The sequence below is a fragment of the Lentzea xerophila genome, assembly GCF_051094245.1.
Lineage (GTDB): Bacteria > Actinomycetota > Actinomycetes > Mycobacteriales > Pseudonocardiaceae > Lentzea > Lentzea xerophila.
In genome coordinates this window covers 3942214-3968799 of sequence record NZ_CP194934.1, presented here as the reverse complement: position 1 = coordinate 3968799, position 26586 = coordinate 3942214, and the positions used below count along the sequence as shown (strand labels likewise).

The 26586-nt window shown below is 70.9% G+C and carries 27 protein-coding genes; 19 read left to right on the top strand and 8 right to left on the bottom strand.

Annotated elements, in window-relative coordinates; genetic code table 11:
• Positions 1-4: 4 nt before the first annotated feature.
• Positions 5-1510, top strand: coding sequence for an aldehyde dehydrogenase family protein (locus tag ACRSBM_RS18940; protein WP_434444936.1), 1506 nt, complete (start codon positions 5-7; stop codon positions 1508-1510).
• Positions 1511-2257, top strand: coding sequence for a glucose 1-dehydrogenase (locus ACRSBM_RS18935; RefSeq protein ID WP_434444934.1), 747 nt, complete (start codon positions 1511-1513; stop codon positions 2255-2257).
• A gap of 31 nt (positions 2258-2288) precedes the next feature.
• On the opposite strand, the gene ACRSBM_RS18930 is transcribed toward ACRSBM_RS18935, so the two are convergent.
• From ACRSBM_RS18930 to ACRSBM_RS18920, 3 genes are all read right to left on the bottom strand, one after another.
• On the bottom strand, positions 2289-3122 hold the full coding sequence (locus ACRSBM_RS18930; RefSeq protein ID WP_434444932.1) for a PaaX family transcriptional regulator: 834 nt from the start codon (positions 3120-3122) through the stop codon (positions 2289-2291).
• 64 nt (positions 3123-3186) lie between these two features.
• On the bottom strand, positions 3187-4056 hold the full coding sequence (locus tag ACRSBM_RS18925; RefSeq protein ID WP_434444930.1) for a fumarylacetoacetate hydrolase family protein: 870 nt from the start codon (positions 4054-4056) through the stop codon (positions 3187-3189).
• A gap of 51 nt (positions 4057-4107) precedes the next feature.
• The gene (locus tag ACRSBM_RS18920) at positions 4108-4530 is read right to left on the bottom strand and encodes a RidA family protein (RefSeq protein WP_434444928.1); all 423 of its coding nucleotides are present in this window, start codon (positions 4528-4530) and stop codon (positions 4108-4110) included.
• 40 nt (positions 4531-4570) lie between these two features.
• Here ACRSBM_RS18920 and ACRSBM_RS18915 point away from each other — a divergent pair, with 40 nt between their 5' ends.
• The 6 genes from ACRSBM_RS18915 to ACRSBM_RS18890 all read left to right on the top strand — a co-directional run bounded on the left by ACRSBM_RS18915 (position 4571) and on the right by ACRSBM_RS18890 (position 11717).
• A complete protein-coding gene (locus tag ACRSBM_RS18915) occupies positions 4571-5053 on the top strand; it encodes a cupin domain-containing protein (RefSeq protein WP_434444926.1) in 483 nt (160 codons plus the stop codon).
• The gene (locus ACRSBM_RS18910; protein ID WP_434444925.1) at positions 5050-5955 is read left to right on the top strand and encodes an acyl-CoA thioesterase; all 906 of its coding nucleotides are present in this window, start codon (positions 5050-5052) and stop codon (positions 5953-5955) included. Before ACRSBM_RS18915 ends, ACRSBM_RS18910 begins: the two co-directional genes overlap by 4 nt.
• Before the next feature lie 25 nt (positions 5956-5980).
• A complete protein-coding gene (locus ACRSBM_RS18905; protein WP_434444923.1) occupies positions 5981-7567 on the top strand; it encodes an AMP-binding protein in 1587 nt (528 codons plus the stop codon).
• Positions 7564-9936 (top strand): bifunctional salicylyl-CoA 5-hydroxylase/oxidoreductase, encoded by a 2373-nt coding sequence (locus ACRSBM_RS18900; protein WP_434444921.1) that lies wholly within the window; start codon positions 7564-7566, stop codon positions 9934-9936. The genes ACRSBM_RS18905 and ACRSBM_RS18900 overlap by 4 nt, the downstream gene beginning before the upstream one ends.
• A gap of 63 nt (positions 9937-9999) precedes the next feature.
• A complete protein-coding gene (locus ACRSBM_RS18895; RefSeq protein WP_434444919.1) occupies positions 10000-10569 on the top strand; it encodes a TetR/AcrR family transcriptional regulator in 570 nt (189 codons plus the stop codon).
• A gap of 11 nt (positions 10570-10580) precedes the next feature.
• Positions 10581-11717 carry a GDSL-type esterase/lipase family protein gene (locus ACRSBM_RS18890; protein WP_434444917.1) on the top strand — a complete coding sequence of 379 codons (1137 nt, stop codon included), beginning with the start codon at positions 10581-10583 and terminating at the stop codon, positions 11715-11717.
• Positions 11718-11746: 29 nt separating this feature from the next.
• Here ACRSBM_RS18890 and ACRSBM_RS18885 read toward each other — a convergent pair whose 3' ends face one another.
• Together ACRSBM_RS18885 and ACRSBM_RS18880 are read right to left on the bottom strand one after the other, a co-directional pair.
• The gene (locus ACRSBM_RS18885) at positions 11747-12148 is read right to left on the bottom strand and encodes a hypothetical protein (RefSeq protein ID WP_434444915.1); all 402 of its coding nucleotides are present in this window, start codon (positions 12146-12148) and stop codon (positions 11747-11749) included.
• Between the two features lie 82 nt (positions 12149-12230).
• The gene (locus ACRSBM_RS18880) at positions 12231-13187 is read right to left on the bottom strand and encodes a threonine ammonia-lyase (RefSeq protein WP_434444913.1); all 957 of its coding nucleotides are present in this window, start codon (positions 13185-13187) and stop codon (positions 12231-12233) included.
• A gap of 336 nt (positions 13188-13523) precedes the next feature.
• On the opposite strand from ACRSBM_RS18880, the gene ACRSBM_RS18875 reads away from it, so the two are divergent.
• From ACRSBM_RS18875 to ACRSBM_RS18865, 3 genes are read left to right on the top strand one after another with little or no spacing between them, the layout of a single operon-like run.
• A complete protein-coding gene (locus tag ACRSBM_RS18875) occupies positions 13524-14729 on the top strand; it encodes a hypothetical protein (RefSeq protein WP_434444910.1) in 1206 nt (401 codons plus the stop codon).
• A gap of 11 nt (positions 14730-14740) precedes the next feature.
• Positions 14741-16825, top strand: a complete 2085-nt coding sequence (locus ACRSBM_RS18870) for a tetratricopeptide repeat protein (RefSeq protein ID WP_434444909.1) — start codon at positions 14741-14743, stop codon at positions 16823-16825.
• 10 nt (positions 16826-16835) lie between these two features.
• Positions 16836-17342, top strand: a complete 507-nt coding sequence (locus tag ACRSBM_RS18865) for a flavin reductase family protein (protein WP_434444908.1) — start codon at positions 16836-16838, stop codon at positions 17340-17342.
• Here the strand turns inward: ACRSBM_RS18865 and ACRSBM_RS18860 are convergent.
• On the bottom strand, positions 17339-18187 hold the full coding sequence (locus tag ACRSBM_RS18860; RefSeq protein WP_434444907.1) for an AfsR/SARP family transcriptional regulator: 849 nt from the start codon (positions 18185-18187) through the stop codon (positions 17339-17341). The two genes, ACRSBM_RS18865 and ACRSBM_RS18860, sit on opposite strands and share 4 nt — an antisense overlap.
• A gap of 215 nt (positions 18188-18402) precedes the next feature.
• Between ACRSBM_RS18860 and ACRSBM_RS18855 the strand changes: the two genes are divergently transcribed.
• Genes ACRSBM_RS18855 through ACRSBM_RS18845 form a run of 3 tightly spaced genes read left to right on the top strand, consistent with a single transcriptional unit; the run spans position 18403 to position 21397 of the window.
• Positions 18403-19479 carry a TetR/AcrR family transcriptional regulator gene (locus ACRSBM_RS18855; protein WP_434444906.1) on the top strand — a complete coding sequence of 359 codons (1077 nt, stop codon included), beginning with the start codon at positions 18403-18405 and terminating at the stop codon, positions 19477-19479.
• Complete coding sequence (locus ACRSBM_RS18850; protein WP_434444904.1) at positions 19476-20084, top strand: transcriptional regulator; 609 nt, start codon at positions 19476-19478, stop codon at positions 20082-20084. The genes ACRSBM_RS18855 and ACRSBM_RS18850 overlap by 4 nt, the downstream gene beginning before the upstream one ends.
• Complete coding sequence (locus ACRSBM_RS18845) at positions 20072-21397, top strand: PEP/pyruvate-binding domain-containing protein (RefSeq protein ID WP_434444903.1); 1326 nt, start codon at positions 20072-20074, stop codon at positions 21395-21397. The genes ACRSBM_RS18850 and ACRSBM_RS18845 overlap by 13 nt, the downstream gene beginning before the upstream one ends.
• 37 nt (positions 21398-21434) lie before the next feature.
• Here ACRSBM_RS18845 and ACRSBM_RS18840 read toward each other — a convergent pair whose 3' ends face one another.
• Positions 21435-22022: a histidine phosphatase family protein gene (locus tag ACRSBM_RS18840; protein ID WP_434444901.1), complete on the bottom strand. Its 588-nt coding sequence runs from the start codon at positions 22020-22022 to the stop codon at positions 21435-21437.
• 217 nt (positions 22023-22239) lie between these two features.
• Here ACRSBM_RS18840 and ACRSBM_RS18835 point away from each other — a divergent pair, with 217 nt between their 5' ends.
• The 5 genes from ACRSBM_RS18835 (at position 22240) to ACRSBM_RS18815 (ending at position 25611) form a co-directional block, all read left to right on the top strand.
• Positions 22240-22701: a hypothetical protein gene (locus ACRSBM_RS18835; RefSeq protein WP_434444900.1), complete on the top strand. Its 462-nt coding sequence runs from the start codon at positions 22240-22242 to the stop codon at positions 22699-22701.
• A 74-nt stretch (positions 22702-22775) separates the two neighbouring features.
• Positions 22776-23102, top strand: a complete 327-nt coding sequence (locus ACRSBM_RS18830; protein ID WP_434444898.1) for a lycopene cyclase domain-containing protein — start codon at positions 22776-22778, stop codon at positions 23100-23102.
• Complete coding sequence (locus ACRSBM_RS18825) at positions 23095-23412, top strand: lycopene cyclase domain-containing protein (protein ID WP_434444896.1); 318 nt, start codon at positions 23095-23097, stop codon at positions 23410-23412. The genes ACRSBM_RS18830 and ACRSBM_RS18825 overlap by 8 nt, the downstream gene beginning before the upstream one ends.
• Positions 23399-24091 (top strand): class I SAM-dependent methyltransferase, encoded by a 693-nt coding sequence (locus tag ACRSBM_RS18820; protein ID WP_434444894.1) that lies wholly within the window; start codon positions 23399-23401, stop codon positions 24089-24091. The genes ACRSBM_RS18825 and ACRSBM_RS18820 overlap by 14 nt, the downstream gene beginning before the upstream one ends.
• Positions 24085-25611 carry an FAD-dependent oxidoreductase gene (locus ACRSBM_RS18815; RefSeq protein WP_434444892.1) on the top strand — a complete coding sequence of 509 codons (1527 nt, stop codon included), beginning with the start codon at positions 24085-24087 and terminating at the stop codon, positions 25609-25611. Before ACRSBM_RS18820 ends, ACRSBM_RS18815 begins: the two co-directional genes overlap by 7 nt.
• Before the next feature lie 10 nt (positions 25612-25621).
• Here ACRSBM_RS18815 and ACRSBM_RS18810 read toward each other — a convergent pair whose 3' ends face one another.
• Positions 25622-26584, bottom strand: a complete 963-nt coding sequence (locus ACRSBM_RS18810; protein WP_434444890.1) for a DUF5914 domain-containing protein — start codon at positions 26582-26584, stop codon at positions 25622-25624.
• Between the last annotated feature and the right edge of the window lie 2 nt (positions 26585-26586).

The window sequence follows — 26586 nt, the reverse complement described above, 5'->3', positions numbered from 1 at the left end:
AGCTGTGACGCTCACCGTCCAACCACACCGCGAGACGCTGGGTCTGAAGGACGGCCGGCTCCTCATCGGAGGCGAGTTCCGCGAGACCGACGAGACCTGGACCCACCACCACCCCGCCACCGGTGAGGAGATCGGCCACTTCGCCGTCGCGTCTCCCCAGGACGTGGACGCGGCGGTGCGCGCGGCCCGCAAGGCGTTCGACGAGGGACCGTGGCCGCGGTCCAGGGCGGGCGAGCGCATCAAGATCCTGCGCCGCTACGGCGACCTGCTGCGCGAGCACTCCGACGAGCTGCGTGGCCTGCAGGCGCTGGACAACGGCGTGCCGCTGTCGTTCGGGCAGATCTACGCCACCTCGGTCGGCATCGCGGCCGACATCTTCGACCACCACGCCGGCTGGATCGACAAGGTCGGCGGCCAGACCCTGCCGCCGTACCAGGGCGGCGACCATCTGGCGATGACGTTCCGCGAACCGGTCGGCGTGGTCGCGGCCATCCTGCCGTGGAACGCGCCGTTCGTGCTCTTCGCCCAGAAGCTCGCACCGGCGCTGGCCGCGGGCTGCACGGTCGTGGTGAAACCCTCGGAGTACGCGAGCTTCTGCGTGATCCGCATGGTCGAGCTGCTGATCGAGGCCGGCCTCCCCGAAGGCGTCGTCAACCTCGTCACCGGCCCCGGCACCCCGACCGGCGAGGCGCTGATCACCCACCCGCTGGTCGACAAGATCAGCTTCACCGGCAGCCGCGGTGTCGGCCGCCGCATCGTCGAGGCCTCCGCCGGGACGATGAAGCGCGTGTCCCTGGAACTGGGCGGGAAGTCACCGGCGATCGTCTTCGCGGACGCCCCGAACGTCGGCCTCGCCGCGATGACGTGCATGGGCATGGTCACCATGGGCCTGTCCGGACAGGCCTGCGTCGCGCACACGCGGGCGCTGGTGCAGCGGGACGCGCAGGACGAGTTCATCTCGATGGCGCAGATGCTCGCGACCGCGGTGACGTTCGGCGACCCGTTCGACCCCGCCGTGCTCGCCAGCCCGCTGATCAACGGCAAACAGCTCGAACGCGTCCTCGGCTACATCGAACGAGGCCAGGAGGAAGGCGCGCGCCTGGTCACCGGTGGCACCCGGCTCGACGGCGACTACGCGTCCGGTAACTTCGTCGCGCCCACGATCTTCGCCGACGCCAGCAACGACATGGCCATCGCCCGCGACGAGATCTTCGGCCCGGTGCTGACGGTCGTGCCGTTCGACAGCGAGGAAGAGGCGATCCGCATCGCGAACGACACCGAGTACGGCCTGGGTGCCGGTGTCTACACCAACGACGTCCGCCGCGCGTTCCGCGTCTCGAAGTCGTTGCGCGTCGGGATGGTCGGCATCAACGGCTTCCAGCTGGAACCGCACATCCCGTTCGGCGGCTACAAGCAGTCCGGGCTGGGCCGCGAGGGCGGGCAGAGCGCCTACGAGGCCTACACCGAGCTCAAGACGGTGATGATGCCGCTGACCGACGAGATGATGTAGATGCGGCTGGACGGGAAGGTCGCCCTGATCACCGGCGCGGCGCGGGGTCAGGGCGCGGCCGCGGCCCGCCGGTTCGCCGCCGAGGGCGCGCGGGTGATGATCACCGACGTCCTCGACGAGCAGGGCAAGGAGCTCGCGGCCGAACTGGGCGCCGAGTACTGCCACCTGGACGTGTCGTCGGAGGAGGAGTGGGCCGACGCCGTGGCGTTCACGACCGCGACGTTCGGCGACATCAGCGTTCTCGTGAACAACGCGGGGGTCCTGCACTTCTCCGCGCTGGCCGACACGACGCTCGCCGACTACCAGCGGGTGATCGGCATCAACCAGGTCGGCACGTTCCTCGGCATGCGCGCGGTCGTGCCGTCGATGAAGCAGGCCGGCGCCGGTTCGATCGTGAACGTGTCGTCCGTCGAGGGCCTGGGCGGCATGCCGTACCTGGTGGCGTACACGGCGTCGAAGTTCGCGATCCGCGGCATGACCAAGGTCGCCGCGATGGAGCTGGGCCAGCACGGGATCCGCGTGAACTCGGTGCACCCCGGCGCCATCGACACCCCGATGGTGAGCGAGGCGCTCGGACGGGAGATCGACGTGTCGCCGATCGGCAAGAAGGTGGCGCTGCGCCGGATCGGCCGGCCCGGCGACGTCGCGAACATGGTGCTGTTCCTGGCCAGTGACGAGAGCGCCTACTGCACGGGCGGCGAGTTCGTGGTGGACGGAGGGGCCACGGCCACGCACGCACTGAGCTGACGGCCTGTTCCGGGTCCCGCCGGCCGGCGCTCTAACCCAGCCCGTGGATCACGGTCAGGGCGTGTTCCCGCGCCGGTGCGCTCAGCCTGGTGTTCAGCTCCTCGAACAACGCCTCCGCGGTCACGCCGTTCCAGCCGGGAGGCAGGAGCGACAAGGGGAGCCCGGGGTCGCTGTAGGGCAGGCGCCGCCACTGCGTCAGCATCGGCACGTACGTCTGGAAGGCCTGCTCCGGGCTCGTGACACCGGCGGCTTCGAGGACGGGCCGGTGCCGGCGGACGAACTCCGCGTACAGGTCGGCCAGCTCGTCGAGGTCCCACCACGAGCGCACCTTCGACTGCAGGTCCCCGAACGCGAAGTGCTGCCCGGCGAAGATGTCGACGTACTCGGACAGGTCGCGGCGTTCCAGGGTCCGCCGGGTCTCGGTGGCCAGGTTGCCCGGCGCGACCCACACGCCGGGCGCCGCGGTGCCGAAACCGAGCTGGGTCAGGCTGGTGCGCAGCTCGTGGCGTTTCTCGCGTTCGGACTCCGGCACGGAGAACACGACCACGAGCCAGCCGTCCTCCGTGGTGGCCCGCCTGCGTTCGAAGATCCGCGTGTCACCCTCCGCGAGCGTCTCCAGCGTCGACTCCGCGAGGGCGTACCCGGCGGCGCCGTCGCGGCGTTCGCTGCGGACCACGCCACGGCGCTTGAGCCGGGAGATCGAGGACCGCACCGCCTGGCCCTCGACGCCGAGGTCCGCCATGAGCTGCACGACGGACGCGACGGACAACCAGTTGTGCTCACCGCGCGCGTAGAGGCCGAAGATCGTGATGATGAGAGGACCGAGCCGGTCGCGCCCGGCGGGAGCCGCCGCTTCCACGGTCATGTCCGCGACGTTCAGTGCCCTCTCCTCACCTTGATCGGCAGGCCTTGATCAGCAGGCCGCGAGCTTAACGCCCGGCTCCGCCGAGGTCCGTCGGCGTCACGGTGTTGCGCAGCTCGCCCAGCCCGCTCACCCGCGTCACGACCACGTCGCCGTCGCGCAGGAAGACCTGCGGCTCGCGGGCGTTGCCGACGCCGCTGGGGGTGCCGGTCAGGATCACGTCGCCGGCGCGCAGGGTCATGCCGTGGCTGAGCTCGGCGATGATCCGGGCGAACGAGAACGCCATCTGCGCGCTGGAGGCGTTCTGCAGCTGAACGCCGTTGACCTCGCACTGCACCTGGAGGTCCGCGAGGTCGTCGATCTCGTCGATGGTGGTCAGCCACGGGCCGAGCGGCATCGTGGCGTCGATGCTCTTGCCCTTCAACCACTGTCCGCCGTGTGCGCGCTGGAGATCGCGCTGCGAGACGTCGTTGGCGACGAGGAAGCCGAACACGTGGTCCAGGGCCTTCTCCTCCGGGATCGACCGGCCGTCGAGGCCGATGACCATCACGATCTCGGCCTCGTAGTCCCACTTCTGCGAGAGGCCGGGGTCGTAGGCGATGGCGTCGAACGGGCCGATGACCGTGTCCGGGCCCTTGGTGAAGAAGGTGGGGCGTTCGGGGAGGGACACGGGGTCCTGTCCTTCGCGCCTGCCCCTCGACTCCTCGAAGTGGTCCAGGTAGTTCCAGCCGGTGCACAGGATGTCGCGGTTGAAGCGGTGCAGGGGTGGCTCCAGGCTTACCCCGGGCAACGGGAGCACCTCGGCACCGGCCAGGTCGACCGGAGCACCGCGCACGATGTCGTCGACCGTGGTGGACAGCAGCGAGATGGACCGGTTCATCTCGTCCACGACGCCGGCGCGGCGCACACCATCGACGGTCACCGAAGCGAGCTTCACCCGCGATCCTCCTTCAGATATCGCGTTCCAGTTTCGTAGATCATGAAATCGCTATCCCTGAATCGGAGTGACCAGCCGGTCCTCCGGGATCACGGCGACCCCGAGGATCTCGATGAGTGCCTCGGGCTGCCACAGCGCGGTGCACCCGATACCCGCCATCGCCGGGTAGACAGGCCCGGCGAGCTCACGCCACACCTTGCCGATCTCCTTGCCGTGCGCCTGGTAGTCCGGGATGTCGGTGAGGTAGATCGTGATGCTGACCAGGTCCTCCGGTATGCCACCCGCCTCGCGCAGCGTGGCCAGCACGTTGCCGAACGCCTGGCGGAACTGCTCGACGATGCCGCCGGGCACGATCCTCATGCCGGCGTCGAGGGCGGTCTGCCCGCCGAGGTACAGGGTGGTGCCGGCGAGTGTTCCGTGGGAGTACCCCCTGGGGGCGGGAAGGCTGGCCGGGTTCACTGCTACGGGCCTCATGCGTATTGACAATATCTGACGGCAGTGAAGAATGCGATATATGGAGCCCGATCTGAGTAGGTACCAGCTCGAAGGCGACAACTCGATGTACCGGCTGCCGAGTGGGCTCGTCGCCCCGGTGGTGACGCGCGGCGGCGCCGAGAACCCGGATACCGCGAACTCCGGTGGCGCGATCCGGATCTCGGGCGTGAGCATCCAGCACACCCCGGCCACGCGGCTGTGGTTCGGCAAGGTCACCAACGAGCCCGGCTACCGCTCGGTCACCCACCACCACGGCGAGGCCGAGACCGGCGGGTACGTGCTGTCCGGGCGGGCGCGGATCTACTTCGGCGAGAGGTTCGAGGACTACGTCGACATGGAAGAAGGCGACTGGGTCTTCGTTCCGCCGTTCATGCCGCACATCGAGTGCAACCTGTCCCGCAACAAGCCGTTGACGTGGATGACGACGCGGACGCCGGAGAACATCGTGGTCAACCTGGACGACGTCCCGGACGCCGATCTGCGCGACTGGCTGACCCGATGACGGCCGGGACGCTCGCGACCTCCGAGGTCTTCACGTCGGCGATCACGTTGACGCAGGCCGAACCCGAGCACTTCGACCTCGCCTTCACCGCCGTCACCCAGCCGTGCCCGTGGCCCAAGGCGTACGGGGGAGACCTGGTCGCCGCCGCGGCGGCCGCGGCCATGCGGTCGGTCACCGACGGCAAGACGATGCACTCGATGCACAGCTACTTCCTGCGCCCCGCCGACATCGGCGCGGAGGTCCGTTACGAGGTGGAACTGCTGCGCGACGGCCGGGGCTACAGCACCCGGCAGGTCCGCGGCCACCAGAACGGCAAGCCGCTCTACGTCTGCCTGGCGAACTTCGCCGCGGGCGAGACGAGCGGCAGCTTCCAGGCCTCGTTCGCCGAGGAGCTGCCCGGTCCGGAGGACCTGCCCAGTTCGGCGGACTACCTCACGGGCCGGACCGGCGGCTCGATGACCGAGGAGTCGAAGGCCTACTGGGCCGCCGGCCGCAGCTTCGACATGCGGCACGTGCCCGGTCCCGTCTATCTGGCGGTCGACGGGGAGAAGGTGCCGCACCAGGCGGTGTGGATCAAGCCGTTCGACCCGCTCCGGCCGGTCGAGGGGCTGACCGGCGCCCAGCGCGACCTCGCCGCGCTGGCCTACGTCTGCGACTACACGATCCTGGAGCCCGTCCTGCGCGTGCTCGACCTGCCGTGGGCCCAGCCGGGACTGGTCACCGCGAGCCTCGACCACGCCATGTGGTTCCACCGCGAGGGCCCGGTCGACGACTGGCTGCTCTACGTGCAGGAGGCCGTCGCCGCCGACGCGGGCCGCGGTCTTGGCTCCGGCCGCTTCTTCACCCGCGACCACCGGCACCTCGCCACTGTTGCCCAGGAGGGCATGATCCGCGCTTCCTGACCCGCCGCCCGCGGAAGGACTCATCATGGACACCTTCGCTCGCGACCACCTCCCTCCCCCGGCGCTGTGGCCGGCGATCGAGTTCACGACGCCGGAACTGACCTACCCGCATCGCCTCAACGCCGCGACCGAACTGATCGACGTGCCGGTGGCGGCGTTCGGGCCCGACCGTGCGGCGCTGCGCACGCCGGACGGGGAAGTGTGGTCCTACGGCGAGCTGCTGACCCGCGCCAACCAGGTGGCGGAGGTGCTGACCGAGGACCTTGGCCTCGTTGCGGGGCAACGGGTTCTGCTGCGCTCACCGAACAACCCGTGGACCGTGGCCGCGTGGCTCGGCGTGCTGAAGGCGGGCGGGGTCGTGGTGACGACCATGGCGGCTTTGCGCACCCGCGAGCTGACGCCGATCGTCGAGCGGACCCGGCCGTCTATCGCGTTGGTGGACCAGCGGTTCGCGGAGGACGTCCGAGCCCTGCCGGAGCTGACGGTGGTGGCGTACGACGACCTCGCGGCACGGGCCGGGACGAAGTCCGGGAAGTTCACCGCCGTGGACACCGCCGCCGACGACGTGGCACTGCTGGCGCCGACGTCCGGGAGCACGGGATCGCCGAAGATCACCGCGCACTTCCACCGCGACGTCCTGTCCATCGACAACACGTTCGGCCGTCACGTGCTGAAGCTGACCGAGAACGACCTCGTCGCCTGCACAGCGCCGTTCGCCTTCACCTTCGGCCTGGGCATGCTCGTCGTGTTCCCCTTGCGGGCGGGTGCCTGCTCGTTGCTGACCGAGGCGGCGACGCCCTTGCAGGTCGCGGATCTCGTTGCCCAGCACGGCGTCACGGTGCTCGCGACGGCGCCGACGGCGTACAAGGCGATCCTGCGCGAAGGTGCCGAGGAGAAGCTCCGCGGCCTGCGGAGCGCGGTCTCGGCCGGCGAGCACATCCCGCAGGAGGTCTGGCAGCGGCTGCGGGATCGGCTGGGGCTCAAGGTGATCGACGGCATCGGCGCCACGGAACTCCTGCACATCTTCATCTCCGCCGCCGGTGACGACATCCGGCCGGGCTCCACCGGCAAGCCGGTGCCCGGTTACCGGGCCACGATCCTCGACCCCGACGGTCTCGAGCTCGGTCCCGGTGAGCCGGGACGCCTGGGCGTCATCGGCCCGGTCGGCTGCCGCTACCTCGACGACGAGCGGCAGAAGGACTACGTGGTGAGCGGCTGGAACGTCACCGGCGACGTCTTCCACCGCGACGAGGACGGCTACTTCCACTACCACGCCCGAAGCGACCACATGATCGTCTCCTCCGGCTACAACATCGGCGGCCCGGAGGTCGAGGATGCCATCGACACCCACCCGGACGTGCTGGAGTCCGCCGTCGTCGCGAAACCGGACGACGAACGCGGCTCGGTCGTGTGCGCCTTCGTGGTGCTGCGCGAGGGCGTGCCGGGTGACGACGCGAAGGCCCGCGAGATCCAGGACCACGTGAAGCGCACCATCGCGCCCTACAAGTACCCGCGCGAGGTGCGGTTCCGTACCTCGTTGCCGCGCAACGCGAGCGGCAAGCTGCAGCGCTTCGCACTCCGCAAGATCGTCGAGGACGAGGTGCCCGCGTGAAGATCGCGATCGTCGGCGGTGGCCCCGGTGGCCTCTACCTCGCCGCGCTGATGAAGCAGCTCGACCCCGCGCACGACATCACCGTCTGGGAACGCGACGCCCCGGACGTCACGTTCGGCTTCGGCGTGGTGTTCTCCGACGAGACCCTGGGCGGGATCGAGAACGCCGACCCGGAGTTCGCCGACGCCATGACGCGCCGGTTCGCGCGGTGGACGGACATCGACATCCACCACCGCGGCGAGACCCACACCGTCGGCGGACAGGGGTTCGCCGCGATGAGCCGCAAGGAGCTGCTCGGCCTGCTGCAGCAGCGGTGCCACGACCTCGGCGTCGTCGTGCACTTCTCGACGCCCGCGCCCGACGTCCGGTCCCTGCGCGCGTGTCACGACCTCGTGGTCGGGGCGGACGGCGTCAACTCGCTGGTGCGGCAGTCCTTTTCGGACGTCTTCCACCCGGCCTTGGACAAGCGGCACAACAAGTACATGTGGCTCGGCACGGACCTGGTCTTCGAGGCGTTCCAGTTCTTCATCAAGGACACCGAGTGGGGCACCGTGCAGGTCCACGGCTACCCCTACTCCGACAGCGGTTCCACGTTCATCGTCGAGATGCACGAGGACGTCTGGCGCCGGGCCGGGTTCGACACCGGCGAGGAGTTCGGGCCGGGCGACTCCGACGAGCGCGCCGTCGAGCGGATCCGCTCGATGTTCGCCGGAGAACTGGCCGGGCACCAGGTGTTCGCCAACAACTCGAAGTGGCTCAGCTTCACCACCGTCCGCAACGAGCGGTGGCACCACGGCAACCTCGTCCTGGTCGGCGACGCCGCGCACACCGCGCACTTCTCGATCGGCTCCGGCACCAAGCTCGCGATGGAGGACTCGCTCGCCCTCGCCGCGTGCCTGCACGAGCACCGCGACGTCGAAACCGCGCTGGCCGCCTACGAGGCTGAGCGGCGCCCGGTCGTCGAGTCCACGCAGCGCGCGGCCCAGGCGTCGCTGGAGTGGTTCGAGAACATCGGCATGTACGCCGGCCAGGAGCCGACCCGGTTCTGCTTCAACCTGCTCACGCGGTCCCGCCGGATCACCTACGACAACCTCCGCACCCGCGACCCGCGGTTCGCTGACCGAGTGGATGCCGCTTTCGCTGCCTCCCAAGGGCTTTTGGGTACGGCTCCAGCCATGTTCCAGCCGTTCCGCCTGGGCGGCCTGGAGCTGAAGAACCGCGTGATCGTCTCGGCGATGGACATGTACTCCGCCGTCGACGGGGTGCCGGGCGACTTCCACCTCGTCCACCTGGGGTCGAAGGCGATGGGCGGGCCGGGGCTGGTGATGACGGAGATGGTGTGCGTCTCGCCAGAGGGCCGCATCACGCCCGGCTGCACCGGACTCTGGACCGACGAGCAGCGCGACTCCTGGGCGCGGATCGTGTCGTTCGTCCACGAGCGGAGCACCGCGCGCATCGGGCTGCAGCTCGGCCATTCCGGCCGCAAGGGCTCGACCCGCCTGATGTGGGAGGGCATGGACGAACCGCTGCCCTCCGGCAACTGGCAGGTCGTCGGACCGTCACCGCTGCCGTACGGGCCGGGGTCCGCCGTACCGTCCGAAGTGGACCGCGACGACCTGGACCGGATCACCGCCTCGTTCGTCGCGGCCGCCCGGCGCGGCGCCGAAGCGGGGTTCGACCTGCTCGAACTGCACTGCGCGCACGGCTACCTGCTGTCGTCCTTCCTCTCGCCGATCGCCAACCAGCGCACGGACTCCTACGGCGGATCACTGTCCAACCGGCTGCGGTACCCGTTGGAGGTGTTCGACGCGGTCCGCGCGGCGTGGCCCGCCGAACGCCCGATGATCGTGCGCATCTCCGCGACAGACTGGATCGACGGCGGCAACACCGAACACGACGCCGTCGAGATCGCCCGCGCCTTCATCGCCCACGGCGCGAACGCGATCGACGTCTCCTCCGGCCAGGTCACGCCGGACGAGCGCCCGGCGTACGGCCGCTCGTACCAGACCCCGTTCGCCGACCGGATCCGCCACGAGGTCGCCGCCGCCACCGGCACGGCCGTCATCGCGGTCGGTGCCATCGCCTCCTACGACGACGTGAACTCCATCCTCCTGGCTGGCCGCGCCGACCTGTGCGCGCTCGGCCGCACCCACCTGTACGACCCGCACTGGACGCTGCACGCGGCGGCCGAACAGGAGTTCCGCGGCGCCGAGTGGCCCGTCCAGTACCGGGCGGGCAGCCGTCGTCCGCCGTCCGCGCGCACCGACGCCGTGCGGCCGAGGTTGTCGCTGCTGCGGGCGGATCCGCCAGATCGCGACGTCCACCTGCGCTGGACCCCTCACCGCGAACCGGCGCCGCTGCGGGGCTAGGTCGCGACCCGCCCGGCGGCCTATAGGCAAAAGGGTTTTGCCTATAGGGTGTAGGCTGTGGTCATGCGTTCTCCACTGACCGCGGCCGCCGTCATCGCCGACGCGGCCGCTCTCGCGGACGAGTCCGGGTTCGAGATGGTCACCCTGTCCGCGGTCGCACGACGGCTCGGCGTGCAGGCACCCAGCCTGTACTCGCACGTCCGCGACCTGGAGGCGTTGCGGGACGGGGTGACCGCGCTCGCGCTCGGCGAGTTGTCCGAACGGATCGGCGAGGCGATCGCCGGACGTGCGGGCCGCCTCGCCCTGGAGCGGTACGCGGCGGCATACCGGACCTACGCGCGCGAGTCGCCGGGGCGCTGGCAGGCACTCCAGCGCCGCGCGGGTGAGGCCGTCGTGCGTTCGGACGCCGCGCGGGCCATGGCCGCGCAGGCCGGTGCGGTGCTCAGGGGCTACCCGGTGCCGCAGGACCAGCACGTGCACGCCGTGCGACTGCTGGGCAGCACGATCAACGGTTTCCTCGCGCTCGAACGCACCGGCAACTTCGACCACAGCGATCCCGCGCCCGAAGTGTCCTGGGACAAGACCGTCGTCGCACTCGACGCACTCCTGCGGGCCTGGCCCGTGCACTCCTGAACGGAATGAACATGATCAGCACCCCCTTGACCGACGCGTTCGTGCGCGGTGCCGCCGAGCTGGAGGACACCGCCCGCGGCGTGCGGCCGCACCGCCTGCCCGCCTGGGTGCGCACCCGCTTCCCGGACCCGCAGCTGCTCGGCGCGGAGAGCAGGCCCTCCGGTGTGCGCGTGGTGCTGGCCACCGAAGCGCGCACCATCGAGCTGGTCACCCACCCGACCTACCAGGCCTACCGCGGCATCGCGCGCCCGCGCGGCAGCGTCGACCTGGTGGTCGACGGCGAACGGGCCGGCAGCGAGCAGCTCGAAGGTGGCGACCGCGCAGAGATCGACCTGACGACCGGAGCCATGGAACTCCACGAGGGCGTCGCGTGCACCACCCGGTTCGCCGGCCTCGCGGAGGGCGCCAAGGTCGTCGAGATCTGGTTGCCCCACAACGAGACCGTCGACCTGGTCGAGCTGCGCACGGACGCGCCGGTGCGGCCCGTCGAGTCCACCAGGCGGATCTGGCTGCACCACGGCAGCTCGATCAGCCACGGCTCGAACGCGAGCACGCCGACCCGGATCTGGCCCGCCGTCGCGGCGATGCGTGGCGATGTCGAGCTGCACAGCCTCGGGTTCGGTGGCAGCGCGCTGGCCGACCCGTTCGTCGCCCGCGTGATGCGCGACCGGCCGGCCGACCTGATCAGCGTGAAGCTCGGCATCAACGTCGTGAACTCCGACCTGATGCGGCTGCGGGCGTTCGTCCCGGCCGTGCACGGGTTCCTCGACACGATCCGCGACGGCCACCCCGGCACGCCGCTCGTCCTCGTGTCACCGATCTTCTGCGGTGTCCACGAGGACACGCCCGGTCCCGCCGAGATGAACCTCGGCGAGGGCGGCGTCACGTTCAGGGCCACCGGTCCGCACGGGCCGGCGCCGCAGCTGACGTTGCGGGTCATCCGCGACGCCCTGAAGTCGCTGGCCGAACGCCGGGACGACGACCCGAACCTGCACTACCTGGACGGCACCCGGCTGTACGGCGAACAGGACGCGATCACGCACCCGCTGCCCGACGCGCTGCACCCGGACACCGCCACGCACGAGCTGATCGGCGAGCGCTTCGCCGCGTACGCCTTCGCGCCCGGCGGCCCGTTCGCCGCCCGCTGAGCCGTGGACCTCCGGCTCGGTGGAAGCGATCAGACCCTGGGCCTGGGAGCCCAGGCGATGAGGTTCGCGAAGATTCCGCCGAGGATCACGACGCCCAACATGCCGCCCGCGACCCAGTGCGCCTGGTCGTTGTCGGCGAGGGCGGCGTCGACGACCCGCCCGTTCTCCAGGTCGTAGCGGACCGTCACGCGCTCACCGGGGTGCCGGGCCGGCCCGTTCTCCGACAGGGTCGCGACCTGCTGCGTGCCGTCCGGCAGCGGGTACGCGACCCTGACCGAGAAGCTTTTGCCCGACCTCAGCCGTTCCTGCACGGTTCCCTCCGTGCTGGACCACGACCGCTGCTCCGTAGCCGACCGGATCACGAACACCAGCCCCACGACCGCGCCCACCAGCACGATCCCGGCCACGATCCGGCCTCTGCGCGATTTCACCGAGTTCGCCACCACGCCTCCCTCGCACACGACATCGCCGCATCGCCCGCGAACGTGACAGCCTGATCGACGCGGGCGAGGGTCACGCGTTCGCCCACCGCACGACGTCGGCGACCGCCACGTTCCCGCCGCACAGGACGAGCCCGAGCCGCGCGTCCGGGCCGACCCGGCCGACCACCGTGCGCGCCGCCGCCACGAGGCAGCCCGCGGCGGGCTCCGCCCACACCTTCTGCGTCTCGGCCAGCGTGATCGTGCCCTGCACAGCGTCGGCGTCCGGCATCACCAGGACGTCCTCGACGAGCGCGGTGACGTGGTCGTAGGTCAGCTGCGACGCGTGCGGCGCGGAGAGCGTCGAGACGATCGACGTGGGCGTGATGTCCACCGGTCCACCCGCGGCCAGCGCCTGGCGCATCGCGTCGGCGCCCTCGACCTCGACGCCCCACACGCGGACGCCGGGCACGAGCGCGTGGAACGCGGTGGCGACGCCCGAGATGAGCCCTCCGCCGCCGATGCTCACCAGCACGTCGGTGACGTGCGGGGCGTCGGCGGCGAACTCCAGGCCGACGGTGCCCTGGCCGGCGGCCACGATCGGGTCGTCGTACGGGTGCACCAGCGTGGCGCCCGCTGCGACCAGGTCGTTCAGCAGCGCGAACGCCGACGGCAGGTCGTCGGTGAGCCGCACCTCCGCACCGGACGCCCGCGCGAGAGCGGCCGACCGGGCCGGCGCCGAGGACGGCATCACGACCGTGGCGGCCACGCCGAGCTCGTTCGCGGCGTCGGCCAGCGCGATCGCGTGGTTGCCGCCGCTGACCCCGACCACGCCGGCGGCACGTTCCCCTTCGGACAAGGAGAGGATCTTCGCGAGGGCACCGCGCGTCTTGAAGGACCCGCTGCGCTGCAACAGTTCCAGCTTCACCGACGTCGGGACGCCCAGTAGCGCGGACAGCCCGGGCGAGGACAGCGCCGGCGTGCGCAGCACCCGCCCGTCGATCATCTCGGCGGCGGCCCGCACGTCGTCGATCGTCAGCAACTCAGCCATGCCGCCACCTTATAGGCGCCATACGCCGAGTGGTTCTCCGGCAATTGATTTCGACGGCTCTTTGTGAGCCGAACCGATTTTGGGGCGTTGTTGGAGATTTCTTGGAGAGCGCGGGCAAACTCGTCGATGTCGGTCGGTACCACGGTCGGAAGGAGGTGGCACTCATGGAGAAGACTCGGGCGAAGATGAAGAAGATCACGGTTCGCAAGGCGGGTCCGGTTCGCCTCACGGCGGCCGCGTGTTCGCAGTACAACGTCAAGCCGGCCTAAGACACGGCGGGGATGCGCTGGGCTTCACCGCCCAGCGCATCTGGCCCCACGCCGCGGGAGGAACGTGGTGACCGAGTTCGATCCGGACCGGCCGGTGCCCCTGCACGAGCTGGTGTTCCTGGAGGACGGCGACGAGGTGACGATCGGCCGTCCCGACGTCGACTCGTACGGCATCTTCCCCGCTGAGGGCGCTGACCTCGTGCGCAGGCTGGTCGCGGGCGACACCCCGAACCAGGCGGCCGAATGGTTCGAGCGGACGCACGGCGAGTCCGTCGACATCGAGGACGTCGTCGCGGCTCTCGACGAGCTCGACCTCATCCGCGGATCCGGTGAAACCGTCGCCGTGAAAGCGCCGGTACGGTTCAGCGGGCTTGGTTCCGCGCTGTTCTCCCCGGTCGCCTGGGTTGTTTACGCGCTGATTTCCGGCTGGGCTCTGTGGGCGATGATCGTCACTCCGGACCTGCGGCCGACCTATCGGCACATCTTCTTCTCCGACTATTACACGGTCATTCAGGTCGGGCTGTTCGTGGCCGCGATTCCGCTCCTTTTCCTGCACGAGTCGTTCCACGCGCTGGCAGGACGCAGGCTCGGCGTCCGGTCGCGGCTGAGAATCGGGCGGCGGCTGTACTTCATCGTGCTGGAGACGTCGCTCGACGGGCTCGTGGCCGTGCCGCGCCGGAAGCGGTACCTGCCGATCGTCGCGGGACTGCTCGCCGACGTCATCGGGATCGCGGCGTGCACCATCGCGGCCGACCTGACCCGGCATCCGGACGGCGCGCTGTCAGGCCCGGGACGGTTCCTGCTGGCCGTCGCGTTCGCCGCGCTGCTGCGGGTGATCTGGCAGTTCTTCTTCTACCTGCGCACGGACATCTACGTCCTGGTCAGCACGGTGCTCGGCTGCGTCGACCTGCACGGGGCGGCGAAGCAGCTGGTCCGCAACCGGTTCCGGCGGCTGGCCGGGCGCCCCGAGACGGACGAGTCGGTGCTGCACCCGGTCGACCGGCGGGCGGCGCGCTGGTACTCGTGGCTCGTCGTCGTCGGCTACACGGCCAGCCTGACGACGTTCGTGCTCGCCGGTGCTCCCGTGCTCTACCACTTCGCCGCCGGTGTGCTCGGCCGCCTCACGGGCGACGCCGTGCCGACGACCCAGCTGCTCGACGCGATCGTCTTCGGCGGCATGGCGATCGCGCAGTGCGCAGTACTCGGCTGGCTCATGGTCCGGGAGCGCGTGCGGACGCGCCGGGACCGCCGTCCGCACCACGTCATCCACTGAAAGGACGCACCATGGACAGCCGCTACTGGATCCGCGCCGACCAGCGACGCGACCGGACGCACGCGCTCGCCGCACTGGAGCTGCCGCCGATCTGGGCGGCGGTCGACGCGCACCGGCGGCTGCGCGGACCGTACACGGCGGCCGGGTCCCTGCTGCGCCTGATCGCCGACGACCTGCTGGACCGGTGCCCGGAACTGGGGGAGCGCCACAACATCGAGCTCCTCACGAGCACGCCCGAGCTGGCCGGCCGCGTGCCCAGCGCGTGGCACACGCTGGAGTGGGCCGTGCAGGACAGCGAGCGCACCCGGTACTACTCGCGCCTGCACACCCGCAACATCGCGAACGGCCTGGCCGAGGTCCTGCGCGACTACCTGGCCGCGCTGGGCGGCGGGGCGCGCACCCTCGTGATCGAGAACGCGCACCACGCCGACCCGTCGGACCAGGAGTTCATCGCCGTCCTGGTGCGCCGCCAGGACATCCCCGGCCTCACCGTGGTGGTGGGGACGAGCCGGGAACCGCTGACCGACCCGCGCGGGGAGATCGACGTGTCGCTGGCGCGGACGATCGCCGCGCACGCACAGGTGGTCGAAGCGCCGGTCACCGCGGAGCCGCCGTTGCCCGCCACTCCCGCTCAGGCCTATGTGGACAGTGACGGCACGGCCGACGACCCGCGCCTGCTCGCCGCCTACCTCGACCTGCCGCGGGAGAGCAGGGCCGCGCTGCACGACGCGCGGGCCGAGCGGCTCGCGCGGTCCACCGAGTTCTCCCTGCACCTCGGCGCGATCCCGTACCACCTGGAGCACGGCAGCGACCCCGCCGGAGCCGGTGCTCAGGCGTTGCGCGCCGCACTGGACCACTGCCACAAGACCGGGCTCTACCAGGCCGCCGCGGACCTCGGCCTGCGCGGTCGCGTGGTCGTGGACCAGGAGAAGGACTCCGAGACCTGGTGGCACCTCACCTTCCAGACGGGGATCGTGCTGGCGGCGGTCGGACGCGCGCACGAGGCGGAGGAGCTCTACGTCGAAGGACGCGCCGCGTCCACGGATCCGGCCGTGCAGCTGGAACTCGCGTACTCGACGGCGATGCTCCACGCGCGGCACTACCCGGAGGCCGAACGGGACTACGTGCGCGCACGGGCGTGGATGAACCTGGCGATCGCGATCGCCTCGCAGCTGGACGACCCGAAGAAGGAAGCGTTCCAGTCCGTCTTCACCCGCAACGGTCTCGCGCTCGTGGAGGTGCGCGAGAAGCGGCCCGACGCGGCGCTCGCCCTCGTCAACGAGGGCATGGCGAGACTGGACCGGGAGCTCGAACCGCACGAGCACGCGCTGCACCGCCTGGTGCTGCGGTACAACCGGGCCCAGGTCTACGGCGCGATGGGCCGGCTGGAAGAGGCGCTCGCCGACTACAGCTTCGTCCTCGAACGCGATCCGAACTTCCCCGAGCACCACTTCAACGTCGGCAACGTCCTGCGCAGGCTCGGCCGCGACGAGGAGGCGATCGACGCCTACCGCGAGGCGCTGAGGCTCTCACCGCCGTTCCCGGAGGCGTACTACAACATCGGCGACACCCGGCTGGCTCTCGGCGACACCGAGGGCGCCCTCGCCGACTTCGGATACGTCATCGAGCTCGACCCGCGGCACGTCGACGCCAGGATCAACCGTGCCGGCCTCCTGCTCGCGAACGGTGACACCGAGGCGGCGTGGCGCGACGTCGAGGCCGCTCTCGAACTGGCGCCGGACAACGCACACCTGTTGTGCCTCAAGGGACAGCTGCTCGTCGAGCAGGACCGGTACGACGCGGCGTCCGAGACGCTGGCCGAGGCGGTGCGGCGCGACGACCGGCTGGCCGAGGCCTGGGCGATCCGCGGCACGATCGCCGTGGCGTCCGGCGACCTGACCGACGCGATCAGCTACCTCAGCCGTGCCATCACGCTCGACGACAACCCGGAGGCCCGCTTCAACCGCGCCGTCGCCTACGAGGAGTCCGGCGACTGGGGCGCGGCGATCGTCGACTACGACGCGGTCCTCGCCGTCACCGACGACGAGGACGCCCGGCACCGCAGGGAACTGTGCGCCGCGGCGACGGCAAGGTAGGAGGAACGCCGTGACAGCAACGGAGGACGTGGCCGCCGCACGGCCGGTGGCCACGTTCACCGACGCCATGAGCCGGCTGGTCTCCGGCCTGGCCGTGGTCACCACGCGGCAGGCGGGTGGCAGGCCGTGCGGGCTGCTCGTCTCGTCGATCTGTTCCTACAGTGTGGATCCGCCGTCGGTATTGGTGGTCGTCGACCACGCGTCGCGCTGCCGTGAACCGCTGATGCGCTGCTCGGAGTTCGGCGTGCACGTGCTCGGCAGCACCGAGGAACGCACCGCGCGGACGTTCGCTAGCCGTGGCGCGGACAAGTTCGCCGACGTCGGGTGGGAGTGGGACGGGGTCGTGCCCCGGTTGTGCGGGGCTCCGATCTACCTGCGTTGCACCACGTCCGCCGTGTTCGACCACGGCGACCACACCATCCTGATCGGTGAGGTCGCCCGCACCGAGGTGGCGGAGGGCGAACCGCTCGTCTTCTACCGGCGGCTGTTCGACTGGCGGCTTTCGGCTGGGAGCTAAGGAGAAACGGCGTGCGCCACCGGTAGGCCGACCGCTATCCGGTCGTGCCGGTGCACCCGGTCGAACGGGTCGTCGCCGCTGAGGACGAGCTGGTGCATGGCCCGCAGCCGCGGTCCCGGCTCGATCCCGGCGTGGCTGGACAACATCCGGTACGTTCTGGCGTAGGCCGTGAGCGCGTCGGCGCGGCGGTCGGCCTGGCACAGCGCGAGCATCAGCTGCTCGTGGAACCTCTCCCACAGCGGGTATTTGCGGCACAGCTCCTCGAGGTCGCTCACCGCGAGGTGCCCGTCACCGTTGCAGAGCATCACGTCGAACCGGTTGCGCAACAACTCGAGGTACTCCTTCTCGAGCCGCGCGACGTCGTGGTCGAACATGCCGGTCTCGCGCAGGTCCGCCAACGGGGAGCCCTGCCACAGGTCGAGCGCTCTCGTGAGCAGCTCCCGTGCCCGCACGCAGTCCCCGGCCGTGATCTCGGACTGTGCCTGTCTCGCGAGTCTTCGGAACCGGGTCAGGTCGAGCTCGTGCGGCTCCAGGCAGAGGACGTAGCCGGACGGGCGGGTGTTCAGGACCGGGTGCGACGTCCTGGAGCTCGTCCAGTCCGGGCTGAGCACCCGTCGTACGGCGGTCACGTAGCCGTGCAGCGCGGCGATGGCCGACCGCGGCGCGCCACGCGACCACAGCCGGTCCACGATCCTGCTCGTCGGCACGAACTCGTTGGCGTGCAGGGCGAGCAGCGCGAGCAACGCCCGCTGTTTCGGTGCCGTCGGCGTGCACCGGCGGCTGCCGCGCGTGACCTCGAACGTCCCCAGAACCCGGAAGTGCAGTGGTTCGTCCCCCGTTGCCAAGTGATCGTCACCTTCTAGTCGGGATCGGTTCTGGTCGGTAAGTGCGGTGTGGTGCCTGGAGTTCTGAGCCGCGTCACCAGCCTGTCGGACCCGAACAGTGTCAGACAGCGGGTGGCCGGTTAGGTAGTGCCCGACCCGAAACTGCCGGTCGCGCGCACGCACTTCAAAGGTTGATGTAATCTGGATGATGACAACATCTCAGATTGAGGGTGGCGATGGTTCGGCTGACTCGGGTGCAGCAGCAGGCGCGCACACGTGCGTCCGTGCTGGCGGCAGCGAGAGAGGAGTTCGCGGAGTGCGGTTTCGCACTGGCGAAGGTCGACCGGATCGCCGAGCGGGCTGAGTTGACCCGCGGCGCGGTGTACTCGAACTTCCCCGGCAAGAAGGCGCTGTACCTGGCCGTGCTGATCGACCTGGTCGAGAAGGCTGCCTCGGGCGAGCAGGCGGCGGAGGTGTCGCCGGCGACGACGGCGGACGCGCTGGGAGTGTTCGCGAGAGTGTGGCTCGAGCGGTTGCCGCTGGCCGGCGACTCGGCGTCGGGCGGACGCCTGCAGCTGCGGTCGCTGGACGGCGTCCTCGACGACGAGCGCGGGCCGGCCGTGCTGGCGCAGGTCGCCCGGCTGGAGGCGTTGCTGCTCGCCCTCGCCCTCGAACGGGGTGGGCCGGCGCGGCAGGTGCGCCTGGCCGAGGTGGCGCTCACCTTCCTGGACGGCGCTGGGCACCGGGCCGAGACGTCGCCGGGGTTCGGCGACCCGTTCGACGTGGCGCACGCGTGCCGGCACCTGGCCGCGATCGACCTCTCGGACACGTGGGCTCCTCCGCACCTGCCCTACGTCGCCCCCGCCAGGGCGTGCGCCGATGCCTGGACCGCTCCGTCCGGGCTGGTGGACCAGATCAGAGGTGGTCCGGCCGACTTCGCCGACGGACTGGTCGTGCTGCTGGGCACTGACCGACTCGGTGCGGCCGAGGAGGCCGTCCGGTCCGCCCAGCCCGGTGACCAGGTGACGCTGGTCGTCGTCACCGCTGATCCGGACGTGTCCGGTCGCCTCGTGCGGCTGAGGGTGAACGATGTCGTCAGCTGTCTGCGGAGGGTGTTCGCGCCCGAGACCTGGCAGCACGTGCGGCTCGTGCTCGACGACGAGGGGGTGGTGGCACCCGCGATAGGGGTGGCGGCCGTCGGCGACGACACCGAGGTGGCGGTCCGCGTGCGCGATGGCGTGATCGTGGCCCGTGCCCAGGGACTCGGTGCCGGCCACGCGGCCGGGGCGAAGCGGCGGGAGGCCACGTCGTGAGCGCGGACCTGTTGGTACTCCACGCCTTGCGTTGCTGCGGCTCCACCGGACTCGCCCGCGTGGCGTCGTTCACGGGCCTGGGTGAGTCCGAAGTGGAGTCGGAGCTGATCGACCTCGCGGTCGCCGGTCTCGTGACGCATCACAGGGACTTCGGCGGGTGGGCGCTGACCGAGGCCGGGAAAGCCGCCGACGCCGCGCGGATCGCCGCCGAGCTGGAGCCGGCCGGTGGTCGTCCCGCGCTGAAGGAGGCGTTCGACGATTTCCTCGTGCTCAACCCGGAGCTGCTCGACCTCTGCACGGCGTGGCAGGTCCGGTCGGTCGACGGCGTCACGACCATCAACGACCACCGCGACACTGCCTACGACGCCCGCGTTCTCCGTCTGTTCACGTCGTTCTACGAGCGCGCTGTCGTCGTCATCGCCGCTTTGTCCACTGTGGCGCCTCGGTTCGGCCGCTACTCGGCGCGTCTCGGCGAGGCGCTGGATCGGACCAAGGCGGGCGAGCTCGGGTACCTGGCGGACAACCTGGCGTCGTTCCACACGGTGTGGGCCGAACTGCACGAAGATCTGCTCGCGACGCTGGGGATCGCGCGATGGAGTGGGTGAGGCGGCTTTCCGCCGAGCTCGACGAGCCGCCGGAGGTGGTGGGCGGTAAGGCGCACGGTCTCGTGTTGCTGCACCGCCTCGGCCTCCCGGTGCCCGCCGGGTTCGTCGTCACCACCTCGGCGTGCCGTGCGTTCCTGCGCACCGGTCACCTTCCTGCCGGGCTCAGCGACGAGCTCGCGGCGGCGACGTTTCCGGTGGTCTCCGTGCGTTCCGGTGCCGCCGTGTCGATGCCCGGCATGATGAACACGATCCTCAACCTGCGTCCCACACCGGAGGTTCTCGAAGAAGCGGTCAAGTCGGTCTTCTCGTCCTGGAACACACCTCGCGCGCACACCTACCGCACTCTGCACGGCATCCCGCACGACCTCGGCACGGCCGTGGTGGTGCAGCAGATGGTGTTCGGCGACCGTGACGAACGCAGCGGTTCCGGTGTCGCGTTCAGCCGCGACCCCAACACCGGCGCGGACGTGCCGTTCGGCGAAGTCCTCTTCGGACACCAGGGCGACGACGTCGTCTCCGGCCGTTCGCTGACCCTGCCCCTGAGTGTGCTCGCCGAGCGGGAGCCCGCGGTCTGGCGCGACCTGCTCTCCGCGCTGAGCCGGATCGAACAGCACTACCGCGACGCCTGCTACGTGGAGTTCACCTTCGAGTCGGGCGTCCTGTGGTTGCTCCAGGTGCGGCCGGGCCGGTTCACCGGCGCCGCCGCCGTCCGCCTCGCCACCGACCTCGTGTCCGACGGCGTCATCGACCGCGATGAGGCACTGCTGCGGGTGTCACCGGACCACCTGCGGCACGTCCGGACACCGCGGATCGTGGCCGCGGACGTCCTCGCCCGAGGCCTGGGCGTCTGCCCCGGTGTGGCGTCCGGGCGGGTGGCGGTCACGGCGGACGAGGCGGTGCGCCTGTCCGCCGGCGGCCCGGTCGTGCTGGTGCGGCCGGAGACGTCGCCGGACGACATCCGCGGCCTGGCCGCGGCGACGGGGATCGTCACCGCGCTCGGCGGGCCGGCGAGTCACGCCGCCGTCGTCGCGCGCTCGATGGGCAAGCCCGCCGTCGTGGGGGTCGCCGACCTCGTCGTGGGTGGTGACTCGGTTACGGTGGGCGGGCACACCGTGCCGGTGGGTGCGCTGGTCACGATCGACGGGACCAGCGGTGAGGTCGTCCTCGGTTCGCCTCGCGTGGTCGCGGCCGAAGCGGAGGAGCACCTGCACCGGTTGCTCGGCTGGGCGGACGAGGTGTCGGGGGACCGGTCGGAACGGGATGAGGGTGAGCGGCTGGGTGCCGCGCAGGCGGTGCTTCGGCGGCGCGGCTGAGGGTGATGGGCACGTGCCTGGTGAGCGGCCGGAGCGGTCACGGCCGCACGCCAGGCCCGAACCCCGTCCAGCGCAGCTCCGCCGGGAGGTGGCTCATGTCGTTGTACGTCAGCAGGGTCGGGGGCATGCCGTCGCGGTGCTGGATCACTGTCAGCGCCGTGTTGCCGCAGCTCATCGCGAGCCAGCGGGCGGGCGGTGCGCCGAGGGCGTCCCGCACCAGCCAGGCCACCTGGTAGGCGTGCGTGACCAGGACCTCGTGTGTCTCGGCCGGGGCCGGGTGGGCGAACCGGTCCACCAACGCCTCCGCGAGGCGTGCGCCGGTGGCGGCCTCCGCGGCGTCGAAGCCGTCGAAGAAGCCCGCCCAGGCGGGTGGCATCTCGTCCGGAACGTGCGGCACGTGGTCGACCAGTTCGGCCGCCTCGGCCACGGGCACGCCCGGCAGGTGCGAACCCAGGATCTCGGCCGTGGAGGCCGCCCTGGCCAGGGGCGAGTGCCACACGGCGTCGATCGGCAGGAGGGCGAGGCGCCGGCCGAGCAGGTGCGACTGCCGTTGCCCGACCTCCGTGAGCTCACCGAAGGGGTCGGCCGCACCGTGGCGCGCCAGGTACAGGTGCCGGGTCGCCATCGCGTTGTCCTCCGCGTTCAGATGTCGTAAACATCTGAATGGTATCGGGATCTCAGTGCGGTGGGCACGGATGCGCTGCGGCGGATGGGTGAACTGTGACCCGGTAGTGGGACCAAACCTCTCCGGTCGTTTGACCATGTCTGAACCGGGTAACAGGGGAAACCACGCGCGGGGGCGCATTCCAGTCGGGGCCGACTGCTAGGGAGGCAAGGGGTCGATGCAGCGGCTCGACGATGTGCAGGCCAGAGAACTCACGCTGGCCGCGATAGGTGCGCTCAACAGGCGTGATCACCCGTGGGCCGGCGAAGCCGTGCGGTGCCTGGCATCGGACGAACAAACGAAGGTGGTGGCGCTCGACACTTGCGCGGCAGTTCTGCTGCGAGGCGTTCCGCGCGGCTCACTGGCGCCGTCGGCGCGCATTCCGGTCACGGTGCCGCCGGGACCGGCGACGCCAGGAGAGGAGACCGGCAGGCAGGTGGCGTCGGAACTGCTGAGCGGCCTGGCGAGTGGTGACGACCGGCGGGTCGCGCTGGTGCTGGGAAGCTTGGCCCAGGAACGGCAGTTCGAGGTGCTACTGCTGCTGGCGCGCGCCGCGGCGGCGTGGATCGACGCCTACGTGGGCATCGACGGCGACACCGTGGACGCCTACTACGCGATCGCGAAAGCGGACACGACCTGAGGTCCACGCGAAAGGTATTCCGTCGTGGTGCGGACTCGTCGTGCCGCCCATACGGTCGTCGTGGGAGGTCGGTGATGCGAAGCCAGTACGAATACCTGGCGGTGCTGGGCGTGTGCGTGCTCATCACGGTGCCACTGGAGTGGATGGGCCGCGGGGTCTACCGGCGGGGTCCGGAACTGGCGCGGGCCATCGCACCTGTGCTGCTCGTCCTCGCGGTCTGGGACGTCGTCGCGATCCTGCGCGGACACTGGAGCTTCCACCCGGAGGCCACGACGGGTGTGCTGGTCGGCGGGGTGCTGCCGATCGAGGAGGTGCTGTTCTTCGTGGCGATCCCGCTCTGCGCGGTGCTGACCTACGAGGCCGTCCGAGGTCGGTCGGAACGCTGGTCACGCGATGGTTGAGGAGTACTCGCTCGCCGCGTTGACGGCGGTGGTCGTGGTGCTGCTGCTCGAGTTCTGCCTGCTGCGCACGGGGTTGTTCAAGCGGCCGGCCTACTGGGTCACGATGGCGATCGTGCTCGGGTTCCAGGTGCCGGTGGACGGATGGCTGACGAGGCTCGACGCGCCGATCGTGCTGTACGCGGACTGGGCCATCAGCGGGGTGCGGGTGCCGTGGGACATCCCGGTGGAGGACTTCCTCTACGGGTTCGCCATGGTCACCGCCGTGCTGTTGTTGTGGGAACGGGGAAGGTCGGCACGTGAACAAGCTTGAGGTCCCGGCGAAGTTCGACCGCGCCGCGCGTGGCTACGACCTCCTCGTCGGACTCAACCCCGGCTACCACCAGGCGTTGCGGCTCTCGGCGAGAGCGCTCGGACTCCGGCCCGGTATGAGGGTGCTCGACCTCGGTTGCGGCACGGGCGCCTCCACCGCAGCGCTCGTAGCGGCCTCGCCGGGCGTGGAGATCGTCGCCGTCGACGCGTCGGAGGGCATGCTCGCGCGGGCACGGCGGAAGCGCTGGCCGGACACGGTGAGGTTCGTCCACAGCCGCGCCGAGGACGTGGACGAAGGGCGGTTCGACGCGGTGTTCGCCGCCTACCTGGTGCGCAACCTGCCCGCGCCGGACCCCGCGTTGCGGCACGTCCGGACCATGCTGAAACCCGGCGGAACGGTGGTGCTGCACGAGTACTCGGTCCGTGACTCGCCGGTGAGCACAGCACTGTGGACGGTGCTGTGCGGGGTCATCGTGCCGGCGGGATGGCTCGCCACCGGCGACCGCTCGCTCTACACCTACCTGTGGCGCAGCGTGCTCGACTTCGACGGGGCGGCCGCGTTGCGGGATCGGTTGCGCCGCAACGGTTTCGTCGGCGTGCGGAGCGCACCGGTGCCCGGCCTGCAACTGGGCGTCGTGCACACCTTCCGGGGGCACGTGCCAGGGCGGGAGCAGTGGTGAGGGATCGCAGGGCGGTGCGGATCCCGGCTCCGGCCGGGCGGGCGCAGTTCGACGGGGACGCGCCCGTGGTCGTTGTGGTGGGCGGCGGCATCGCGGGCCTCTCCTCGGCGACGTTGCTCGCCGAACGTGGGGCGCTGGTCGTGCTGTGTGAACGGGAGGACTACCTCGGCGGGCGCGTCGGTGGCTGGAGCACCAGGCTTGCCGACGGCAGCGAGGCCACCATGACGCGCGGCTTCCACGCGTTCTTCCGGCAGTACTACAACCTGCGGGCGCTGCTCAAGCGCGTCGACCCGGCCGGCAACGCCCTGGTCGGGTTGCCGGACTACCCGCTGCAACACGCCTCGGGCCACCGGGACGGCTTCGCGGACCTGCCGACGGCAGTGCCGTGGAACGCGCTCGCGTTCCTGCGCGGCAGCCCCACGTTCCGGTGGCGCGACCTGCCCGGTGTCGACACCAGGGCCGCGCTGTCGTTGCTCGACGTGTCCGTGCCGCGGGTGTACGACGAGCTCGACGGCATCGACGCAGCCACGTACCTGGAGCGGATCCGTTTCCCGGAGGCCGCGCACGCCCTCGCGTTCGAGGTGTTCTCCCGCAGCTTCTTCGCGCATCCGACCCGGATGTCGGCCGCGGAACTCGCGGTGATGTTCCACATCTACTTCCTGGGCTCGTCAGAGGGCCTGCTCTTCGACGTGGCCGCGGACCCGTTCCCGCACGGCCTGTGGGAGCCGCTGCGCCGCCACCTCACCTCGCTGGGCACCACGGTGTGCACAGGTGTCGAGGTCCGGTCCGTGCTGCCGGGGGAGCGGAAGCGCTTCTCGGTCACCATCGGCGGCGGGGCGATCGAGGCGGACGCCGTGGTGCTGGCCGCGGACGTTCCCGGCCTGCGGGCGCTCGTCGGCGCCTCGCCCTCGCTCGGCGACGCCGCGTGGCGCGCGAACATCGGCGAACTGCGCACCGCACCGCGGTTCCTCGTGTCGCGGTACTGGCTGGACGCCCCGGTGGACCCGGACCGGCCGGGTTTCCTCGGCACCAGCGGCCACGACCTGCTCGACAACATCAGCGTGCTCAACCACTACGAGCACGAGGCACGGGCCTGGGCCGCGCGGACGGGCGGCTCGGTGGTGGAGCTGCACGGGTACGCGCTTCCGTCCGATGTGGACGAACAGTCCGCTCGCGCCCGGCTCTGGGAACAGCTCACCGAGGTCTACCCGGAGACCAAGCGGGCCGGGGTGGTCGACGAACGGCACGAGCTGCGCGAGGACTGCCCGCTGTTCCCCGCGGGCGGCTACGCGCGCCGGCCCGCGGTGACCACACCGGACGACTTCCTGGTGGTCGCGGGCGACCTGGTGCGCGTCGACCTGCCGGTCGCGCTCATGGAACGTGCCGCCACCACGGGTTTCGCGGCCGCCAACCACCTGCTCGGCCGCTGGGGCGTCGCCGGAACGGACCTGTGGACCGTGCCGACCGAGGGCCGCGTGCCACTGCTGCGCTCGGTCGCCCGTCGTTGGAGGACGTTGTGACTCTGGGGGCTCAGTCCGGGAAGCGGCCCGTCTGACGCAGTGCGTACCGGCGTTCCGCGTAGGTGAGGTCGTCGCGCCACAGCCGTGCCGCCGCCCAGCGCATGACCGGCCGCAACGCCCCTGCCGCGGACCTGGCCACGGCGAACCCGCGCCGCTCCGAGTGCGCGATGGTCGCCTCCACCACGGCGGTGCGGCCGTGCCGGATGGGCGTCGCGTGCGTCTCGACGACGCTGCCCGCACCCTCGCCCTCGACGATGTGCATCACGACGGTGCGCGGCTCCGGGCAGGTGAACGCGGCGACGACCGGCACCCCGACGCGACCGGCCAGCCGGAACGTGACCTCGACCAGGAAGCGGTCGTCCGCCTCGGTGGGCGTCTCCAGCACGTGCAGGTTCGCGAACGAGTAGGGGTGGAACCACGCGCCGTGCCACGGGTCGAGCCGGTTCGCGACCACGTCCTCGGGATCACACCGGCCGGCGAACGTGGCCACCGCGTCGATCGACCCCGCCGGTGGCCGCTGCGGCAGCACGGGGGCGGGCAGGGGTTCCTCACCTCCTGCCTGGTCCAGCCTGACCCAGACCAGAACGCCGTCGTCGTGCGCAGGGAAGGGCGTCCACGCCCCGAACCGCGTGCCGTCGAGCGCGAGTCCGTGCCAGCGGCAGATCAGCTTGCCTTGGGCCACCGCGCCGTCGCACAGCGGTGCGCCGAGGTGCGGGCACGAGCCGGAGCCCGCCATGAGCACGCCATGAGGGCCACGCCAGAGCACGACCTCCTGGCCCGCGACGGTCCGGCCGCGCGGCCTGCCCCGCACGACGTCGCGGCTCGCTCCCGCGACGAACCAGTTGCCGGACGGGCGCGCGGTCGCCCGCTTGAGCGCCGCCTCGATCAGCGCCGGCTTGGCGTCCTGCCACGTCGGCCGCTGCTCACGCCACGGCGGGCTCGAGTAGATCCGCACCGGGACCCGGTCACGCATGG

Coding starts and splice junctions, on each gene's coding strand:
- ACRSBM_RS18840 (WP_434444901.1), bottom strand. CDS start 22,022: ATGGCGACCCGGCACCTGTACCTGGCGCGCCACGGTGCGGCCGACCCC.
- ACRSBM_RS18915 (WP_434444926.1), top strand. CDS start 4,571: ATGGAGCCCGATCTGAGTAGGTACCAGCTCGAAGGCGACAACTCGATG.
- ACRSBM_RS18870 (WP_434444909.1), top strand. CDS start 14,741: ATGGACAGCCGCTACTGGATCCGCGCCGACCAGCGACGCGACCGGACG.
- ACRSBM_RS18855 (WP_434444906.1), top strand. CDS start 18,403: ATGGTTCGGCTGACTCGGGTGCAGCAGCAGGCGCGCACACGTGCGTCC.
- ACRSBM_RS18905 (WP_434444923.1), top strand. CDS start 5,981: ATGGACACCTTCGCTCGCGACCACCTCCCTCCCCCGGCGCTGTGGCCG.
- ACRSBM_RS18895 (WP_434444919.1), top strand. CDS start 10,000: ATGCGTTCTCCACTGACCGCGGCCGCCGTCATCGCCGACGCGGCCGCT.
- ACRSBM_RS18890 (WP_434444917.1), top strand. CDS start 10,581: ATGATCAGCACCCCCTTGACCGACGCGTTCGTGCGCGGTGCCGCCGAG.
- ACRSBM_RS18920 (WP_434444928.1), bottom strand. CDS start 4,530: ATGAGGCCCGTAGCAGTGAACCCGGCCAGCCTTCCCGCCCCCAGGGGG.
- ACRSBM_RS18810 (WP_434444890.1), bottom strand. CDS start 26,584: ATGCGTGACCGGGTCCCGGTGCGGATCTACTCGAGCCCGCCGTGGCGT.
- ACRSBM_RS18845 (WP_434444903.1), top strand. CDS start 20,072: ATGGAGTGGGTGAGGCGGCTTTCCGCCGAGCTCGACGAGCCGCCGGAG.
- ACRSBM_RS18935 (WP_434444934.1), top strand. CDS start 1,511: ATGCGGCTGGACGGGAAGGTCGCCCTGATCACCGGCGCGGCGCGGGGT.
- ACRSBM_RS18880 (WP_434444913.1), bottom strand. CDS start 13,187: ATGGCTGAGTTGCTGACGATCGACGACGTGCGGGCCGCCGCCGAGATG.
- ACRSBM_RS18830 (WP_434444898.1), top strand. CDS start 22,776: ATGCGAAGCCAGTACGAATACCTGGCGGTGCTGGGCGTGTGCGTGCTC.
- ACRSBM_RS18835 (WP_434444900.1), top strand. CDS start 22,240: ATGCAGCGGCTCGACGATGTGCAGGCCAGAGAACTCACGCTGGCCGCG.
- ACRSBM_RS18910 (WP_434444925.1), top strand. CDS start 5,050: ATGACGGCCGGGACGCTCGCGACCTCCGAGGTCTTCACGTCGGCGATC.
- ACRSBM_RS18930 (WP_434444932.1), bottom strand. CDS start 3,122: ATGACCGTGGAAGCGGCGGCTCCCGCCGGGCGCGACCGGCTCGGTCCT.
- ACRSBM_RS18825 (WP_434444896.1), top strand. CDS start 23,095: ATGGTTGAGGAGTACTCGCTCGCCGCGTTGACGGCGGTGGTCGTGGTG.